Consider the following 16,948-nt stretch of genomic DNA (forward strand, 5'->3'; position numbering starts at 1 on the left):
TCGACTATGGGAGGGAGGCGACCGGTGGCCGAACACGCGTTCCGCACCGCACCGTCGGCCCTCTGGGCGCTGGAGCCGTTCTGGCCGTCGCGCCGCCTCATTGCTTTCGACGAGTGGTGTCGCGCGGGCATCTGATCCCGGCCATCAGTCCGTCCGGTCGCAGTGCGACCGCTGATCGAAAGCAGCTGAACCTGTGCGTTCGCTTCTGATTTTCACGCTCGTCGGTGCCGGAGCGCAGCTCGTCGACGGTGCGTTGGGTATGGCGTTCGGCGTGACCGCGTCGACGCTGCTGGTGCTCAGCGGCCTCGGTGCCGCGCAAGCCAGCGCGGCCGTCCACCTCGCGGAGGTCGGCACCACGCTGGCCTCCGGGGTATCGCACTGGCGGTTCAAGAACCTCGACTGGTCCATCGTCCTCAAATTGGGCGTGCCCGGCGCGATCGGCGCGTTCCTGGGCGCGACGGTGCTGTCGTCGCTGTCGACCAAGGATGCGGCCCCGCTCATGGCGGGCATCCTCGTGGTCATCGGCGCCTACGTGCTGTTGCGGTTCTCGCTGCGCACGCCGCCGGCGTTCCGCGCGGGCGTCACGCCGCACACCGCGAAGTTCCTGACCCCGCTGGGCCTGTTCGGCGGGTTCATCGACGCCTCCGGCGGCGGGGGTTGGGGTCCGGTGACGACGAGCACGCTGTTGTCGCGGGGCAAGGCCGCGCCGCGCACGGTGATCGGCTCGGTGAGCGCCTCGGAGTTCTTGGTGGCTGCGTCGGCGTCGCTGGGCTTCCTCGTCGGCTTGCGCGAGGACTTCATCAACAACATGCCGGTCGTGCTCGGCCTGGCGGCGGGCGGCATCCTCGTCGCGCCGTTCGCGGCGTGGTTGGTGAGCCGGGTGTGTGCCGCACTGCTGGGCACCGCGGTGGGCGGTGTCATCGTGCTGACCAACAGTCAGAAGCTGGTGCACTACTTCGGGATCACGGGGCCGTGGTCGGCGGCGATCTACGCGGCGATTGTGGCGGTGTGGGCGTCGCTGGTGCTCTACGCCTGGCGGGTGTCCCGGGCGCCGGAGTTCATCCCCGAGGAACTCGAGGCCGACGTGTCCGCCGAGACGGTGGAGGATCGCGAACTGGCCGGGGGACCGGATACGTCCGCGCGCTGACGCGCCGCGGTGTTGGTTGTGCCTAGCTCGTCCATCTTAGCGGCCGGTCAAGGACATCCCGAGGGAGACGGTACGCGGCATACGCGGACAGCTGGATCGCCGTCAAGCCACCGACGGCTGCCACCGGGATCAGGTAGTAGTTGAAGTCGCCGTCGATGATGAAGAAGTTATCGATCTCATCCGGGTCGTACGTGGTGCGCTGCTTACCGGTATTGGAGATCCACACCGTCCACGACGTCCCTTGCTTCACTGTTGTCGTCTTTACCTGCACGCGCGTAGCCGACTTCCCCATCCAGACGAGGAGGTCGTAGCGGCATGGCTCGAGCGGCCAGGAGACGGAATGACCGCAGAGCTCAAACCACGCCGCAGCGATGAGCGAGCCAGCCTGGGCCAGATTGGCCAGTTGTGGAGACATTAATCCGGTGGCGGCTGGGGCTTTCGGGGGGATGCGAGGTGTTTAGTGTCGAGGCCGAGCCCGAGTGTCTCCGCAACCTGTGCCCAACTTGTGGCCGAGGCAATCGCGGCGGCGAGCAGCTGGTCCGTCCAGCGTCGCTGGCCGGTGAAGTGGCTGTAGTCGAGTCCTAGTCGATCGGCATGCAGGCGAACCGAGCGCATCGCAGCCGCAGATGTGGCAGAGAGGCCCAGTGCCCGGAGCACGCCCCGCCACGAGCGGGAAGCCAGTATGGGGTCGAGTAACTGCGCATCCGAATAGCGCCTAATGAGACGACACTACCGTAACGCGCTCCCACGACGCGCCACCAAAATCGGTCGGGCTGACAGGATTTGAACCTGCGACCCCTACACCCCCAGTGTAGTGCGCTACCAAACTGCGCCACAGCCCGCGGATCCGTCGGAACAGATCGACGGACGCGATGGAACGATACCTCAAGCCTCCTGCCCGGCTCGAAACCATCCCGGAAACGGCGTACCCCGGTGCTGTTAGGAACCTCCGCAAGTCCCACGCAAAGCGCTGATGAACTCGCGCCACCCCTCACCGCCAAGCAAGAACACGGCCGGTGCGTCTCTGGAATTTGCCGGGGACCCAGTAGCCGTCGGCCTGGGATCTCGATCCACGTACAGTCGCCAAACCTCGCCCGCTGTGAGGAGCAGCCCATGTCCGTCGGATACCGAGTGGTGGCACGGCTCGCCTACTTGGCGGCACCGACACGTCCGGGTCGCGGCGTGCCCCGGGAGCCTCCGAACGACCGTCGGGTGCGACGACGACTTCATACCTGACGTTGGCGAGAAACTCGTTACAGTCACAGACTGACCCAAAGGCGGGGTGATTCAACGGAATCGGTTTTCCGATTCGACGGGTGTCCTGCCAGCTTTCGGCTGCCGTTGACTGAAGACGACGTGCTTCGCTAGATCGCAAACTATTGGGGTTGGTGGGCTCAGTTGTGCCAGCGCTCGCCAAGCGCCTTGGCCGCTGTCGACACCTTCATCACCAGACGACGCTCGCGATTCCTCACCGGGATGAAGTGGTAGTGCTCGTAAAGCGACTTCGCCTCGTCATCTATCGCGTCGACAACGATCAGTCGACCGCCGCCGATCTCCGATGCGGCGACGGCTTTCCCGAGTGCATCCAGGAGTAGCTGCTCGCCGTAACCCTGACCGTGTAGCGCCGAATCGATTGCCAGACGGGCGATCAAGTATCCGGGTATGCGCGAATACCCGCCGGCCATGGACCCTGATATGCCGTCATCTTTGCGCACGACCTCGGTCGGACAGATGGCGAAGTAGGCGCAGACCTTGTGCTCCCCGAGTGGCGTCCAGACGTACACATGCGCTATTCCGCTGCTGTCAGCGCGTCTCGCGTGCTCGACCAGCCAGGCATTCACCGGCTCTTTACCGCAGTCGAATCCTTTGAGCGTGTGGTCGTCGTTCAGTCGCGCCGATTCGAACATCGGTCAACGCCGCTTGTATACCGCGGGCTTACGCGCGGCTGCCGCCAGGCGGGGCGCGGCGTCGGCGACCTCCAGCGAGGACATCAGCTTGTCGAACTGTTCGGGCTCCATCACCGTCATCAGATTCTGGCGCAGGATGTCTTCGGCGCGTTGCATCGCAGCCTTGCGAACAAATTCCGAAGTCGGCTCCTGCACAATATTCGCGGCTTGCTGGATGCGGTCCAGCGTCGCTTCCTCCGCGCGCAGCTCGATGCGTTTGGTTTTGGCTGCCACGATGACGCCTCCTTGCCCTATGGATCCGAGTGTACGGCGAATGTACGTACAGATCCAGGCTCCGAACGCGACGCCTACATCAAGTAGGTTTCGCGTCCCGTCGGGTAGCCGCCGCCCTCCGTGGCGATGTGCACGTGGTCGTAGTGGTTGGCGGTGTCTGAACCACGGCTACTCATCGGCCTGCGCGAGCCGTTGTGCGAATACAGCACCTGCCGCCAGATCACGTGGTTCACGCCGAGGCGATCCGCATGGGCGAGCACATACTCGACGACCTGGTCGCCGAGCGCTTTGCCCTCGGGGGTGCTGTAGTGCGGGATCATCACGTCGATCGCCAACCCGTGGGGATGCCACTTCAACGAGTCCGATCGCACCCCGCCGATGGTGAGGATGTCGGGGAACCTCGCGCTGACCGCCCGGGCCGCCAAGATCGTCTTGACCTGTAGCCCGTTCTCCGGCGCGACGCCGACTGGCAACGGATGCGGGGCCGGGGGAGGCGGAGGCGCGGCTGGCGACGCAGGCACGGCTGGTGCGGCAGGTGCGGCGGGCGCCGCGGCGTTGACCTCAGGAGAAGCCGGCGCGGTGCCACCGCTCTGCGGAAGCGCATCGGCGCCGACGACGAGAAGCATGGCGGCTGGCACGACGAGCGCAGAAATGGCCGCCGAGCGACGGCGCCGGCCGCTGGCTAGCAGTTCTGTACTCACGGAATCCGCACCCTACCGGCGAGCTAGCAAAGTTCGCCAACACGTCGTCGTCCGTCGTTGGACGCCTGAAGTCAAGCCAGCACGAGTCCGTCAACCATAAGTTGACATAGGGCAGCGGTGATCGCGACCGCGGACGCCATTAGTGGGAACCGGTAAAAGCGCAGTTCAAGGACACCATTAGTGCGCGCGAAGTCCAGTCATGTAGCGCTGGAGTCGATTCTCACACAGTGACGCAGCCCTCGCCATCCGAAGTGACCTACACCCCCGCTGGCGAAATGTATGCCGTTCGCCACATCGCAGCAAACATCGATAAAGCGGTGACGCCTGTGGCGGTCAGTTATCCGGCATCGGGCGCATCGACCCGATGAAGTACGTCTCTTTTCCCGTGGGGTACCCGCCGCCGTTCGTGGCGATGTGAACGTGGTCGTAGTGATTGGCGGTTTCGTTGCCGTAGTCCGCCGTCCAGCTCGGCGCGCCGATGCCCGGGTAGAAGCCCTGCCGCCAGATCACATGGATCACACCCCACCGCTTGGCATTCGCCAGCGCCAAGCCGGCGATCTGGTTGCCCAGCTCGATCCCTGCTTCGGTGTTGTGATTCGGGATCATCACGTCGATCGCCAACCCGTTGGGATGCCACGGCAAGGGATCCTGACGATGCCCGCCGATGGTGGTGATCTCGGGGAACATCACGCTGATGGCGCGAGCCGCCCAGATGGTTTTGACTTGCAGCCCTTCCTCGGGCGCGACGCCGGGGGGCAGCGCGAAGGGGACGTCACGGGCAGCGACGGGCGCGCTCGCCGCCAACAACTCGGCCTCTGCGGGACTGGCGATCTTCGGGGCGGGCGCCGGGGAAGGTTGCGCGCTCGGCGGCTTTTCCGCCGCGTTCTCGGCACAGCAGCGGGCGTCGTTGCCCTGGGCATGCAGTGCGGCGGCGGCGACGACGACCGACGCCAGAAACGCCAACCAGCGGCCGCGGCCGTTGGCTAACAGGTTTCTGCCCACGAAAGCACCTTACTGTCGTGTCCTGCCAGGTATGGCAACTTTTCGACCGTCCTTTTCAGATCGCTGCGGCCGCAGGTATGGAAGGTTAGCGCGCGATACGGGTAGTCCTACTCATCCGCCCCGGGCCGTGTCCCCGGCATTCTTGACGCATGCCGCTCAGCACGCCGATGACCCACCCGGACAAGGTCGCCGCAGACACCCCGCCCGGGCGCGATCGCGCCGTCGACGTCGCCCGCCTCGCCGCCCTGCTGGTGGTGATGTTCGGGCATTGCGCTCTGCTGCTCGCCACCATCGACGCCGGCGGCGTGCGGATCGCCAACCTGCTCGGCGAACTGCCCGCGATCACCCCGATCACCTGGGTCGTTCAGGTCATGCCGCTGTTCTTCGTCGCCGGCGGCGCCGCGGGCGCATACGGCTGGCGCGCCGATACCTCATGGGGCACTTGGTTATTCACCCGGGCGCAGCGACTGTGCAGGCCCGTGTTCTGGTATCTCGCGGCGTGGTCTATGGCCATTCTCATCACACGCGCGGTTCTCGGACCCGCTTCCGCGCTGGCCCTCGGGCGCGAATGCGTTGCGCTGCTGTGGTTCCTCGGGGTGTACCTCGTGGTACTCGCGTTCGTGCCCGTGCTCACCCGGCTCGGCACCGGTAGCGCGGTCGCCGTCGTCGTCGCCGCCCTTCTGGCAACCACCGCAGCCGTCGACGCCATCCGGTTCGCGGCGGGCACGCCCATGTCCGGGGTCGCCAACTTCCTGATCGTCTGGCTCATTCCGGTGGTCATCGGGGTGGCCTACGCACGACGGCTGATCAATCCGCGGGTGGCTCTCGCCGTCGCCGCCGTCGCGCTTTCCGCTCAAACGGTGCTCGCCGTGGCGGGTGTATACGAGGTGTCCTTGGTCGTCACGGGCACCGAGCGGATGTCCAATGTGTCTCCGCCGACGCTGTTGCTCGCGCTGCAGTGCACCTGGATGTCCTTGCTGTTCGCGGCGGCCGCGGGTGCGATCCGGCGGTGGGCCGCCCGCCCGCGAGTGTGGTATATCGTCGCAGTCGGCAACGCCGGAGCAATGACGCTGTACCTCTGGCACATCGCGGCGATCGCCGTTGCCGCGTTCTGCTTACACGCCGTCGGCCTCGACGCGTACGACGTTCACGCACAGGACTTTTGGGCTCTGCTCGCGCTGCGGGCGGTCGTGTTCGCAGTCGTCATGGCCGCGATGTTCCGACTGCTCTCACCGCTGGAGCATCGGCGGCTGCCCTGGTGGGACGCACCCACTTCGGCGGTCGGCGCGCGCTCGACCGCGGCCGGTGTGCTGGTCTGCCTCGCCGGCATTGCGCTGGTGCTGCTGGCCAAGAACGGGCTGGCCGATGCCGCGGGGTGGACGACGCTCGGTTGCTTTGTCGCCGCGGCCGCGACCGCGCGCATAGCTGCGAAAGCTGGCTCTCACTGAGGATGCGTCGCCAGCCAGTCGGCGACGGGGATGGGTGTGGTTGCGACGTAACCGATCGGGAGCAACACATCGCCAGAAGTGGTGTGGTAGTAGACATCCCATCGGTAATACCCGGTGAACGCCGCCGGGTCGGCCGCCAGCACGTCGGCGTAGGCCTTGATCGCCTCGACGTAGAGGTCGGAGTTGTTGTAGCGGAAGAGTGCGTGGTCGCGGTTGCCGGCGAAGTCACTGGCGGCGAGATAGCGACCGGCCGCCATGATGCTGTCGTGCGGCGAGAAGATGTCGCCGCCGTCGCCGTAAGCCGCGAACGTCGACGGCAAAAACTGCATCGGGCCCTGCGCGCCGGCCGAACTCAGACCGACAATGCGGCCGAAGCGGCTTTCGATGAAGTTGATCGCCGCCAGGTAATTCCAGCCGACGCCGGTCGCGGCCTCGGCTTTGCGGTAGTAGCCAAGGAGTTCGTCGGGCGGTGCGGGCGGATCAATTCGCCACGCCGGCAACGTGTCTCGCGGTTCGCTGCGGACCAGCGCGTCGAGCTGTCGGCGCGCGTCAATGTTGCGCCCGTAGACATAGGTGAGCGACGGCGGGATCCGCTTGCGGGCAATAGCATCCCAGTCGGGATGCCGGGCGAGTTCGCGGTAGGCCACCTGCTGACGGCGCGCCGCAGCCACCAGCGCCGCCTCCGATGACGACTGGTCGCGCAGCACCTGCGCGTCGGCGACAAGATCGTCGGCCACCTGCGCGGGATCTGGCGCCAGCCGTGGCTGCGCGGGCGGAACCGTAGTCGCGGCCGGTGACGGCATCGCGGTCGGGCTTGGGCTCGACACCGAGGACGACGTGGTGGTCGACGGGGTCGCAGATCGGGTCGACTCCGAGCAAGCCAGGAGCGCGTACGTCATGAGGACGACGAGCAGCGCCGCGTTCACTCGCATCGCGTTAAATCCTGCTCGCCGCAAAGGCGGCCGCCTGGTTGACCATTCCCGTCTGCACATACGCATTGTGCGCGCGCATATCCCACCCGCCCTCGAAGCAGATCGGGTCGTTGGGCACACACAACTCGATGGTCTTGGCTACGTAGAGCGGACCGATCGACGGCAGTGGTCCGGGAGACAGTGAATCCGCGAAAGCTGTTCTCGGACCACCGAATACCGCGGCCGCCGCGACGTGATCGGCGACCTGCGGCGGCATCGCCGTCGTCGCCAGGTCGATCACGGCCGCCCCTTGCGAGAAGCCGCCCAGAACCATCTTGGTCGTCGGGCATTGTGCGGCCATCGCCTGGACACGCGCGATCGTATCGTCGCGGCCCGCGGCCGAGCTCCTGACAAAATCGTTGGTCGCCGGGTAGTTGACCGCGTACACCCCGACCGAACGCCCACCCAGCTGCGAGCGCAGCGAGTCGACGAACGCCTGCCCGACCCCGCCGACACCGGGCGGCTCCGTCGTTCCGCGCGCGAAGACCACCTCAACATCCGGGCATGGCGCCGCGACTGCCGTCGGAACCCCGATCAAGCCACCGGCGGCTATCACGGCGGCGATCACAATCCGTGCGCTCTGTGATCCCATGCTGTTATGTCGCACAACGAACCACAGATGTGACTACACGGGCACCCACGCGGCACCCACCCAGATGCCCCACTGCCGATGACCGGGGTCCCAGACCGGCTGCATATCCGGATTCGCCCACGCCGGCTTGGGCGGTGGCGGTGGGAGGTTGGGCGGCGCCCACGGCGGTGCCCAGGGCGGGGGTTGGGTGAACCACGCCGGCGGTGGCGGCGGCCGCCCGGTGGTCGCCGGCGGCGGAGGTGGCGGCGGCCGGCACTCATTGGTCGCCGGATTCCACACCCACAGCACCTGGCACGGGTTCGAGCCGGCCTGCGGCGTCGCGATCAACGCAATGGGCGCCAGGGCCAACGCGATCAAACCCGCCAGACGGCCAATGAACCTTCGGGTCACGAACACAAGTCCACCATGGACGACGCGCCTGTGGGTGTAGTTCGGCGCTACGCCGCACCGATCGCCGCGCGGATCTGGTCGACGAGGTTCTCCAGATGCTTGTGATGCGACCCTTTCCAGTAGACGCGCCCGCAGTCGCAGCACTGCCGGAACGCGTCGTGGTAGCGGCGGGTCAGTGGTTCCAATCGATCGACGACGTCCTCCTTGGCGACATCGTTGACCACGCCACCGCATCGCATGTCGAGTCCGTCGATCACTTCGACGACTTGGTCGAACGGCCGGTCCGACCGCACGAAAACACCGTGAGTCACGTTGCGGCGCTTGAGAAGTCCGCGATCGCGGGTAAGCAGGATCCGGTGTTCGTCGGCGGCCTTGGCGGCCAGCGCCGCGTCGTCGACATCCCAGTCGCATCGGACGTCGAGACCCATCAACCGCATCAGCCGTGCCAGCCCGCCGAGGTTGACGTCGACGATGAACCGCGGATCGCGCAGCGGACGGGGACGCACCCGCGTCAGCGAGCCGATATCCAGTGACTCGAACACCGGGTATGCGGTGAGCCGGTCGCCCGGCTGCGGACGGTGGCCGAAGTCGACCGATTCACCGTTCACCAGCATCAGGTCGACCTCGGTGTGGGGGATCCCGGCGGCTTCGACGACGTCCTTGACGGTTTGGTGGGCCCGGAACGGCCTCGTCTGCGCCGTGTACCTCGCCTCGGCCGGCAGGAAATCATTGAGCTCGGCATACACGCGCAATTCGACGCCGCTCATGCCCACCATTGTCCGCTTGAGCGACCGCCTTACGCAGGACCCAGCACGTACTGGCCGCCGTCGGGATGGTGGTACCAGCCTGCCGCCGCCGCAGTGCCGCCGTCGACGTGCAGTGTCTGGCCGGTGACATAGGCGCCGAGGTCGGACGCCAAAAACACGGCGGCGCCGGCCATCTCATCGACGTGACCGACGCGGCCCATCGGGATCATCTGCCCGGTCCGCTCCTCCCAGCCGGGCTGCGACATCTGCGCCAGCCCTTCGGTCATCGTCACGTCCGGCGCCAACCCATTGACCCGAATCCCGTGCGGGGCAAGTTCGAGCGCCGCGGTTTTGGTGAAGTTGACGACGCCGGCCTTGGCGGCGGCATAGGCGGCATAGCCGGGCGCGGCACGGAAACCTTCGATCGAGGTGACGTTGATGATGCTGCCGCCGCGTTGCGCGTCGACCATGGCCTTCGCGACACGCTGGGTGCACAGCAGCACGTGGGTGAGGTTGGACCGGATCAGCGTGTCCCAGCCTTTGGGCGTGGTGTCGAGCAGGCCGGACCAGAACACCCCGCCGGCGTTGTTGACGAGAACCGTTGGCACGCCAAGCGTCTCGACCGTTTCGGCCAGCGCCGCATCGACTTGCTCTTCGTCGCGGACATCGACGGTGCACGCCAGGCCACCGGACTCTCTCGCCGCGGAAGCTGCGGTATCCGGGTTCTTTTCCCAGACGGCTACTTTGGCGCCGAACTCAGCGAACGCCAACGCGATGCCGCGGCCGATTCCGGCACCGCCGCCGGTGACCACGGCCACCCGGCCGTCCAGTGACACCGCGTCGCGCTTCAACACCATCGGCACATCTCCTCGAGTCGTGCTCATGATTCTTGATCACGACTCGACGAGGTGCCCCAGCCGGTGCCTAGACGGGGAAGGGTGCCGGGGGAGGCGGCGGCAGCGGAGCGCCAGCGGGCGGCGGCGGGGGAAGCGGAGCGCCAGGGGGAGGCGGCGGAGGAAGCGGAGCCCCAGGCGGAGGCGGCGGCGGCAGCGGAGCCCCAGGCGGAGGCGGCGGCGGAGCCGCGGGCTGCGTGTTCGCCACGTTGACGATCATGGGGTCGCCGGGCGGCGGAAGCGGCATCGGCTGGTCCGCCGGCATCGGCAGGTACATGTGCTTGGTGAACTGCTTCTGGTAGGCGCCACCGCCACCGATCTTCACGCCGCCACCTTCGCCGCTGGACACCGGGGTGCCGTCCGGCAGCGTGACGGCCGTATGACCGCTGTTCCATCCGATCACCAGAGCACCGGGAGCGGTTCCGTACTTGAAGCCGCGTGCCAGCAGGGCTTGCTCCTGATTGCCGGTGTGGAACCGCTCGCTGAAAGCGGGCCTACCGGAGGCCACATTGGCCACCCAGGAGGCCAGGCCGGAGCAGTCGGTGCCGGCGGGCGAATTGCCGCCGGGGACGTATGGCGTCCCTGAGACCTGATTGACGAGGGTCATCAGGGTCGCGGTCGCGATAGCAAACATGGCGATGGACCATAACAACGGCGGCATAAGGCGGCCAAAAGCTGTGTCGCCCATCACGTCTGATTCAAATCATAGTCTACGCAACACGTTTCGAAAGCTCGATTGAGCCGGCAACCGGTACAGACCAGCGATTCTGTGAGAACCTCGCTCCGGTACCGGATTTCGTTACAGACCGATCTTTGTGATGGCTATCACAATGCACCCGCTGGTGTGGAATCAGCAAAGAGACCAGGGTCACATTGTGAGGTGTCGCGCCCGCTGCCGAACCGCGGTCTTGTCCACCTTGCCGTTGGTGGTCATCGGCAACGAGTCGACGAATATGACGTGTCGCGGCCGCTTGAAGGCGGCGATGCGGGAGCGGACATGTGCGATGAGGTCGTCGGCACTGGGGTGGCGGCCCGTCCGGGCCACGACAACGGCGCAGATCGCCTCGCCCCAGTATTCGTCGGGTACGCCGACAACCGCCGCCATATCGACGTCGGGATGAGCGGACAGCGCGTCCTCGACCTCGCGCGACGACACATTCTCTCCGCCGGTGACGATGACGTCCTTGAGCCGGTCCACCACGACCAGCCGCCCGTCGGCGTCGATCCGGCCGACGTCGCCGGTGCGCAGCCAGCCCTCGGCGTCGGTCAACCCGGGAGCCACCTGCGCGCCGCGCACCACGATCTCACCTACTTCGTCGGGCACCACGGCTGAACCGCCGGCGTCCACGATGCCGACCTCGACATCGCCGTGCGGGCGCCCGGCGGTGGCCAGCAGTGCCAGATCGCCGGCCGCGCCGGCCCGGTGCTCGTCGGGGCCGAGAAAGGTGACATTGCCGCCGGTTTCGGTCATGCCGTAGCCCTGGTGGAAGTCGACGTCGAGCGCCGCGATCGCGCGGCGGAGAAGATCAGCCGGGATGGCCGCCGATCCGTAGGCGATCGCCCGCAACGTCGGCAGCCTCGTCGCGCTCTCCTCTATATATGTCAGCAGCGCGTGCAGCATCGTCGGCGCCAGCGAACACGACGTCACACCGTATGTAGTGACGAGCTTTGCGAAGCTTGCCGGACGAAAGTGCGCCGTGAGCACCACCGTCGACTGCGCTGCGTGGTGAACGAGCAAGTTGTATCCGGCGATGTGACACATCGGGAAGGGGAGGAGATAGACACCGCCCGCAGCGACCGATCGGCCCGCGTGTTGACCGGCACCGCGGCCAGCAGGGAACGGTGCGTGTGCACTACCTCTTTCGGGGTGCCGGTCGAGCCGCTGGTGAACAACAGCCAGGCGGGGTCGTCGGGCCGCGGCGACTCGCTGACGCGTGGTTCGTCCTGCGTCGCAAGCGACCACTCGTCGGAGTCCAGCTCCACCACTCTCTGGATCGATGGCACCTGATCGGCGATATCGGGTAGCGCCGCGAGGTAGTGGGAGTCTCCGACCACGATCGCGGGCCCCGTCGACGCCAATTGCGCCGCCTGTTCGCCCGGGCTGAGTCGCTGGTTGATCAGCACGAGGACTCGCCCGCTTCGTGGCACCCCGTAATAGAGGTGGGCATAGGCCACGCTGTTGTCGGCGATCACCGCCACCCGGTCGCGCGGCCGAGTATGCCCGGCCACCCAGCCCGCCACAGCCCGGACTTGGCGATTGAACTCTTCGAAGGTCGCCGTCGTGCCATCAGCAGACACCACCGCCAGCCGCTGGGGTGCGATGGTCGCTGCCGTCGACACCAGATCGTGGAGCAGTTGCACATCCGAACCGTACGTCCCGCCTGGCGCACCCGTGTGGCGGCAAACACCAAAATTTGGATAGGAGATGCGAAATTTTGGACATCCCGTCCACCGTTCGCTTTACCCTTGCTGAAACGTCGGTGTCAGCGCGGGCACCGGTCGTAGCTCGTCCCGACTGGGGGTGGCGATCTTGACGGTGACCATCGCCGAGTTCCTGCGGGCCAGCGACCGAATCGACACCGCGGATCAGCGGACCTTCAACGGTTTCAGCGGGCTGCACGGCGGGTTGGCCGTCGCCAAGCTGGTGCATCAGATGCGCGCGGTGGTCCCAGCCACGGCCGAACTCGTCGCGGTCACGGCGCGGTTCATCCGGCCGTTGGTGTGGCCGATCGTCGTCGATGCCGACGTCGTCAAGCAGGGGGCGACGATAACGATTGCCAGCGCCACGGCGTCGACCGCAACACTTTCGGCGGGCACCAGCGTCGAAGCCACCGCCACATACGGCAACGGCACCGCGTCGGACGCCCCGACGTTCGCGCCGGAGATGCCGACCGACATCGTCGGACGCCACGACGCACCGCCGTTGGACTTCCCCTCCGAGTTCGTGCCAATCTTCGAGCGGATGGAGATCCGGCCTGCGACGGACGAGTTGCCGTACAGCGGTTCAGCCCGCCCCGTCCTGTGCGGCTGGGTGAGGCTGCGCGACGACGTCCCGGTCAACGACGAGCGCATACCCATCCTCATCGACTCGTTGGCACCCTCCTATACCGCGATCCTGAGCGAGCTCAAAGCCGTTCCCACGGTGGAGATGTCGATTCAGCTGGCGGCGGGTGCGGCCGATGCGGCCTTCGACTGGGCGCTGGTTCGGGCCGAGACGACATCCGCCGACTCCCGCGGGTTCGTACAGGAGACGATCGATATGTGGACCGAGGCAGGACGTCATCTCGCGAGCTGCACGCAACTGAGAATCGTGCGGTGAGGTGAAACAACCAGGACAGCGAAACACATTGGGCGGCAAGCAAAGCAGTATCGTCGATGTCGTGTCGGCCAGGGCCTCGTGCGAGGCGTTGGCCTATGTGTTCCTGGCGGACGGCACCTCCGCCAGTGAACTCCGATGGACATTTGCCGACGTCGCGGACAACTCCCGCAGGTTCGCTGCACTCTTGCGCGACAACGGCGTCGACGGTGGCGACCGAGTGTTGCTCGCGGTGAACCCAAGCCTCGAGTACATCGCTGCGCTGTACGGGATCATGCAACTCGGCGCGGTGCCCGTGCCCTGCTTTCCGCCACTGCGCCCGAAAGAACTGGACCGGTTCGAAGCGATCACGCTCGATTGCCGTCCCCGAGCGATTGTCATCGACGCGATGTACGACGGCCAGATGGCGGCGTTGAAGAATCGGCCGGCGTTCGCCCGGTTGGATCTTGTGACGGTGTACACCGACGGTGCACCGTCAACCCAAGCCGCCGAGGCGAATTCGGATCCGCCCGGGCGGGATGCGTTGGCCCTCATCCAGTACACCTCCGGCTCGACCGGATCCCCCAAAGGCGTCTGCCTGACGCACGACAACGTGGTGAGCAACTGCGAGGCCCTCGGGCGCAGCATGGGCCACGACCCCGATCGGGTCGGCCTGTCTTGGTTGCCCCCGTATCACGACATGGGACTGATGGGGACGATCATCCTGTCGATGTATCACGGGTGGCCGCTGGTCCTGATGTCGCCGATGCATTTCGTCCAACAGCCTCTGCGCTGGCTGCAGGCGATTGATGACTACGGTGTGTCGATCACCGTCGGGCCGAACTTCTCTCTCGCCCTGTGCGCAGAAGCGCTGTGCGACGAAGCTGTCGGTGAGTTGGACCTTTCGACCGTCAGGCAGTGGTACTGCGGCGCCGAGCCGATCAGCGCCGACACCCTCGCACTGTTCCAGCGCGCCACCGAGCCGTTCGGATTCGACATGCGCGCACTCATCCCGTGCTACGGCATGGCCGAGGCGACACTGTTCGTCTCGGGGAAGCGGGCCGGCGCCCGCTACCGGACCGACCACACACCCGACCAGAGCGGGCGAACTGTGGTCAGTTGCGGCGATGTCGACGCCGCGCACACGGTGCGAATCGTCGACCCGCAGACGCTGACGCGACTCGACGACGGCGTGGTCGGCGAGATCTGGGTAGCCGGAAGAAGCGTTGCCGCAGGCTATTACAACAAACCAGAACTGACCCGCGAAACCTTCCGCGCGCGACTCGTTGGCGATGACGACGATTATCTGCGCACCGGTGATCTCGGGTTTCTGCGCTCGGGTGAGCTGTACGTGACCGGCAGGTTGAAGGATCTGATCATCGTCAACGGTCGCAACATCTACCCGCACGACGTCGAAGCGGCCGTCGTGGCCGCCGATCGCAGCCTGCGCACCGCGGTCGCGTTCTCCCTCGATGAGGATGACATCGAAAGGCTGTGTGTGGTGGCCGAAGTCGGCGACCACGACGTCACCGCCGGTGCGTTGTCGGCAGTGCGTGAGAGCATCCGCGTCACCGTCACGTCGGAGTTCGGCGTCGCCCCGGACATCCTGCTGTGTCCTCGACGCGCGATTCCCACCACCACCAGCGGGAAGGTGCGACGCCAGGAGGCTCGGCGGATGCTCGTCGCCGACGAATTGCCGCTGATCGAGGCGAAACAGGAATGCACGGCATGACGACCGAGACAGTCAATTCCTCACAGGCGCAACGCGATGTCGTCGCCTCGCGGCTGGCGTACCTGACGGTCGGCGTGCCGACTCTGGGTACTGCCGGGGCGGTCGCGTACGCCATACATGACGGACTGTGGGTCTCCGACATCGTCTTGTTCGTCGTCATGTACACCATCACCGCGATAGGTGTCGAGGTCGGCCTGCACCGATACTTCACACACCGGTCGTTCGACGCCACCGAACCCGTCAAGGTGTTCCTCGGCGCCGCAGGCTCGATGGCCGCACAGGGCCCGATCGTGTTCTGGGTGGCCAACCATCGCATCCACCACGCATTCGCAGACACGGATCGCGACCCGCACTCACCGCGACCACAGGGGCCGGGAATGCGTGGACGGGTGAAAGGCCTGTGGCACGGGCACGTCGGTTGGCTGTTCAGAGTCAATAGGATCGACTGGAGCCGGCACACCCGCGACTGGCTCGCCGACCGCCGCGTGATGTCCATCAACACCCAGTACTTCACGCTGGTGGTGCTCGGAATTGCGCTGCCGGGTGTCGTCGGTGGCGTGGTGACCCAGTCCCTGCACGGCGTCATCGGCGGCGTGCTGTGGGGCGGGTTTGCCCGGATCTTTGCACTCGACCACGCCACCTGGGCGGTGAACTCGTTGGGGCACACCATCGGCAACCGCGCGTTCGCCCTGCGCGACGACAGTCGCAACGTCGGGGTGTTGGCCCCGCCGACCCTCGGCGGGTCGTGGCACAACAATCATCACGCCCGACCGTCGTTGGCGCAGACCAGAAGACACTGGTGGCAGCTTGATCTGGCAGGGGAGTTGATCCGGCTCCTGGATCGGGTCGGACTGGTCCGCAACGTTCGCTACTTGTCGTCGTCGGAACGTGCAGGAGAAGAGCATGGACGCCGCAATTAGAGACCAATCGCTGACACGCGCGATCGTGCAACTCAACCCGCAAAGTGCGCGCGCCAAACGCGTCGTCGCGTTGGTCACCATCGGTGTCCCCGCCATCGGTTTCGTCGTCGCGTGCTATCTGATCGCCACCGGGCGCGCCACCGCCCTCGACTACACGCTGTTCGCGGTGTTCTACGCGATCCAGATGTTCGGCATCACCATCGGTTTCCACCGGTATGCCGCGCATAAGTCATTCAAGACCTCCCGCTTCTTCGAGGGCATATTGATGATCACCGGATCCATGGCGCTGGAGGGTCCGCTGTTCTTCTGGGTGAGCACCCACCGGCGCCACCATCGGTTCGCCGATCAGCCCGGCGACCCGCATTCGCCCAACCTCAGCGGCGCCGGGCTGGGTGGAAAGTTGAAAGGCCTGTGGTATTCCCACATCCCGTGGATGTTCAGCGGTGAGGAATCACGGGTCAACGTGTTCGCCCCTGATGTGCTGCGCGACCGGCATCTGTACACGTACAACCGCACCTATCCCATCTGGGCGCTGTTGAGCCTGCTCCTTCCCGCGGTGCTGGGCCTCGCCATCGGCGGGACGGCGCAGGCTGCCTTCTCGGGCTTCATCTTCGGCGGGCTGGCCCGCGTTTTCCTGGCCAATCAGGCGGCGTGGTGTGTCGGATCGATCAGTCACATGTTCGGGTCGCGGCCTTTTGTCACCCGAGACAACAGCGCCAACAACTGGCCCGTCGCGGTGTTCACCTTCGGCGAAGGCCTGCAGAACAACCATCACGCGTTCCCCAGCGCCTATCGCCATGGAATGCGGTGGTGGGAACCGGATCTCAGTGGTTGGGTGCTGGCTCTGCTTCGCAGGGCCGGGATCGTGTGGGATCTGCGCATGCCGGATCGCCGGATGATCACCGAACGCCTGCGACGAGAAGAGTGAGGT

General features: G+C 66.1%; 19 protein-coding genes and 1 tRNA gene. 6 read left to right on the plus strand and 14 right to left on the minus strand.

Annotation, left to right across the window (positions count from 1 at the left end):
• Window positions 1-193 precede the first annotated feature (193 nt).
• Window positions 194-1,147 (plus strand): sulfite exporter TauE/SafE family protein, encoded by a 954-nt coding sequence (locus CWS39_RS18990; RefSeq protein ID WP_102144485.1) that lies wholly within the window; start codon window positions 194-196, stop codon window positions 1,145-1,147.
• A gap of 22 nt (window positions 1,148-1,169) precedes the next feature.
• Here CWS39_RS18990 and CWS39_RS28925 read toward each other — a convergent pair whose 3' ends face one another.
• The 6 genes from CWS39_RS28925 to CWS39_RS19020 all read right to left on the minus strand — a co-directional run bounded on the left by CWS39_RS28925 (window position 1,170) and on the right by CWS39_RS19020 (window position 5,030).
• Window positions 1,170-1,562, minus strand: a complete 393-nt coding sequence (locus CWS39_RS28925; RefSeq protein ID WP_102144486.1) for a group I intron-associated PD-(D/E)XK endonuclease — start codon at window positions 1,560-1,562, stop codon at window positions 1,170-1,172.
• A 353-nt stretch (window positions 1,563-1,915) separates the two neighbouring features.
• Window positions 1,916-1,989 (minus strand) — tRNA-Pro (locus CWS39_RS19000).
• 552 nt (window positions 1,990-2,541) lie between these two features.
• On the minus strand, window positions 2,542-3,054 hold the full coding sequence (locus CWS39_RS19005) for a GNAT family N-acetyltransferase (protein ID WP_102144487.1): 513 nt from the start codon (window positions 3,052-3,054) through the stop codon (window positions 2,542-2,544).
• A gap of 3 nt (window positions 3,055-3,057) precedes the next feature.
• The gene (locus CWS39_RS19010; protein WP_102144488.1) at window positions 3,058-3,327 is read right to left on the minus strand and encodes a type II toxin-antitoxin system TacA family antitoxin; all 270 of its coding nucleotides are present in this window, start codon (window positions 3,325-3,327) and stop codon (window positions 3,058-3,060) included.
• Between the two features lie 74 nt (window positions 3,328-3,401).
• A complete protein-coding gene (locus tag CWS39_RS29225; RefSeq protein ID WP_199178199.1) occupies window positions 3,402-4,028 on the minus strand; it encodes a VldE C-terminal domain-containing protein in 627 nt (208 codons plus the stop codon).
• Window positions 4,029-4,361: 333 nt separating this feature from the next.
• Window positions 4,362-5,030, minus strand: coding sequence for a VldE C-terminal domain-containing protein (locus CWS39_RS19020; RefSeq protein WP_102144489.1), 669 nt, complete (start codon window positions 5,028-5,030; stop codon window positions 4,362-4,364).
• Window positions 5,031-5,179: 149 nt separating this feature from the next.
• On the opposite strand from CWS39_RS19020, the gene CWS39_RS19025 reads away from it, so the two are divergent.
• Entirely contained in the window at window positions 5,180-6,478 is a 1,299-nt protein-coding gene (locus tag CWS39_RS19025) for an acyltransferase family protein (protein WP_102144490.1), read from the plus strand.
• On the opposite strand, the gene CWS39_RS19030 is transcribed toward CWS39_RS19025, so the two are convergent.
• From CWS39_RS19030 to CWS39_RS30065, 8 genes are all read right to left on the minus strand, one after another.
• Window positions 6,472-7,410 carry a lytic transglycosylase domain-containing protein gene (locus CWS39_RS19030; protein WP_102144491.1) on the minus strand — a complete coding sequence of 313 codons (939 nt, stop codon included), beginning with the start codon at window positions 7,408-7,410 and terminating at the stop codon, window positions 6,472-6,474. The two genes, CWS39_RS19025 and CWS39_RS19030, sit on opposite strands and share 7 nt — an antisense overlap.
• Window positions 7,411-7,414: 4 nt before the next feature.
• Complete coding sequence (locus CWS39_RS19035) at window positions 7,415-8,041, minus strand: cutinase family protein (protein ID WP_102144492.1); 627 nt, start codon at window positions 8,039-8,041, stop codon at window positions 7,415-7,417.
• A gap of 33 nt (window positions 8,042-8,074) precedes the next feature.
• Window positions 8,075-8,431 (minus strand): hypothetical protein, encoded by a 357-nt coding sequence (locus CWS39_RS19040; RefSeq protein WP_233213573.1) that lies wholly within the window; start codon window positions 8,429-8,431, stop codon window positions 8,075-8,077.
• Window positions 8,432-8,478: 47 nt separating this feature from the next.
• Window positions 8,479-9,198, minus strand: coding sequence for a Mut7-C RNAse domain-containing protein (locus CWS39_RS19045; RefSeq protein WP_199178200.1), 720 nt, complete (start codon window positions 9,196-9,198; stop codon window positions 8,479-8,481).
• A 29-nt stretch (window positions 9,199-9,227) separates the two neighbouring features.
• The gene (locus CWS39_RS19050; RefSeq protein WP_102144528.1) at window positions 9,228-10,034 is read right to left on the minus strand and encodes an SDR family NAD(P)-dependent oxidoreductase; all 807 of its coding nucleotides are present in this window, start codon (window positions 10,032-10,034) and stop codon (window positions 9,228-9,230) included.
• A 67-nt stretch (window positions 10,035-10,101) separates the two neighbouring features.
• A complete protein-coding gene (locus tag CWS39_RS19055; RefSeq protein WP_102144529.1) occupies window positions 10,102-10,704 on the minus strand; it encodes a glycoside hydrolase in 603 nt (200 codons plus the stop codon).
• Window positions 10,705-10,938: 234 nt separating this feature from the next.
• Window positions 10,939-11,832: an AMP-binding protein gene (locus tag CWS39_RS30060; RefSeq protein ID WP_255413032.1), complete on the minus strand. Its 894-nt coding sequence runs from the start codon at window positions 11,830-11,832 to the stop codon at window positions 10,939-10,941.
• A complete protein-coding gene (locus CWS39_RS30065) occupies window positions 11,715-12,431 on the minus strand; it encodes a class I adenylate-forming enzyme family protein (protein ID WP_255413033.1) in 717 nt (238 codons plus the stop codon). The genes CWS39_RS30060 and CWS39_RS30065 overlap by 118 nt, the downstream gene beginning before the upstream one ends.
• 175 nt (window positions 12,432-12,606) lie before the next feature.
• Here CWS39_RS30065 and CWS39_RS19065 point away from each other — a divergent pair, with 175 nt between their 5' ends.
• The 4 genes from CWS39_RS19065 to CWS39_RS19080 all read left to right on the plus strand — a co-directional run bounded on the left by CWS39_RS19065 (window position 12,607) and on the right by CWS39_RS19080 (window position 16,945).
• Complete coding sequence (locus CWS39_RS19065; RefSeq protein ID WP_233213579.1) at window positions 12,607-13,389, plus strand: acyl-CoA thioesterase; 783 nt, start codon at window positions 12,607-12,609, stop codon at window positions 13,387-13,389.
• Window positions 13,390-13,450: 61 nt separating this feature from the next.
• A complete protein-coding gene (locus CWS39_RS19070; protein WP_158240378.1) occupies window positions 13,451-15,097 on the plus strand; it encodes a fatty acyl-AMP ligase in 1,647 nt (548 codons plus the stop codon).
• Entirely contained in the window at window positions 15,094-16,017 is a 924-nt protein-coding gene (locus CWS39_RS19075) for an acyl-CoA desaturase (protein ID WP_233213574.1), read from the plus strand. The genes CWS39_RS19070 and CWS39_RS19075 overlap by 4 nt, the downstream gene beginning before the upstream one ends.
• Window positions 16,001-16,945 carry an acyl-CoA desaturase gene (locus CWS39_RS19080; RefSeq protein WP_102144498.1) on the plus strand — a complete coding sequence of 315 codons (945 nt, stop codon included), beginning with the start codon at window positions 16,001-16,003 and terminating at the stop codon, window positions 16,943-16,945. The genes CWS39_RS19075 and CWS39_RS19080 overlap by 17 nt, the downstream gene beginning before the upstream one ends.
• Window positions 16,946-16,948: the final 3 nt, after the last annotated feature.

Source organism: Mycobacterium hubeiense, from assembly GCF_002838065.1.
In the GTDB taxonomy this organism is placed as follows: domain Bacteria; phylum Actinomycetota; class Actinomycetes; order Mycobacteriales; family Mycobacteriaceae; genus Mycobacterium; species Mycobacterium hubeiense.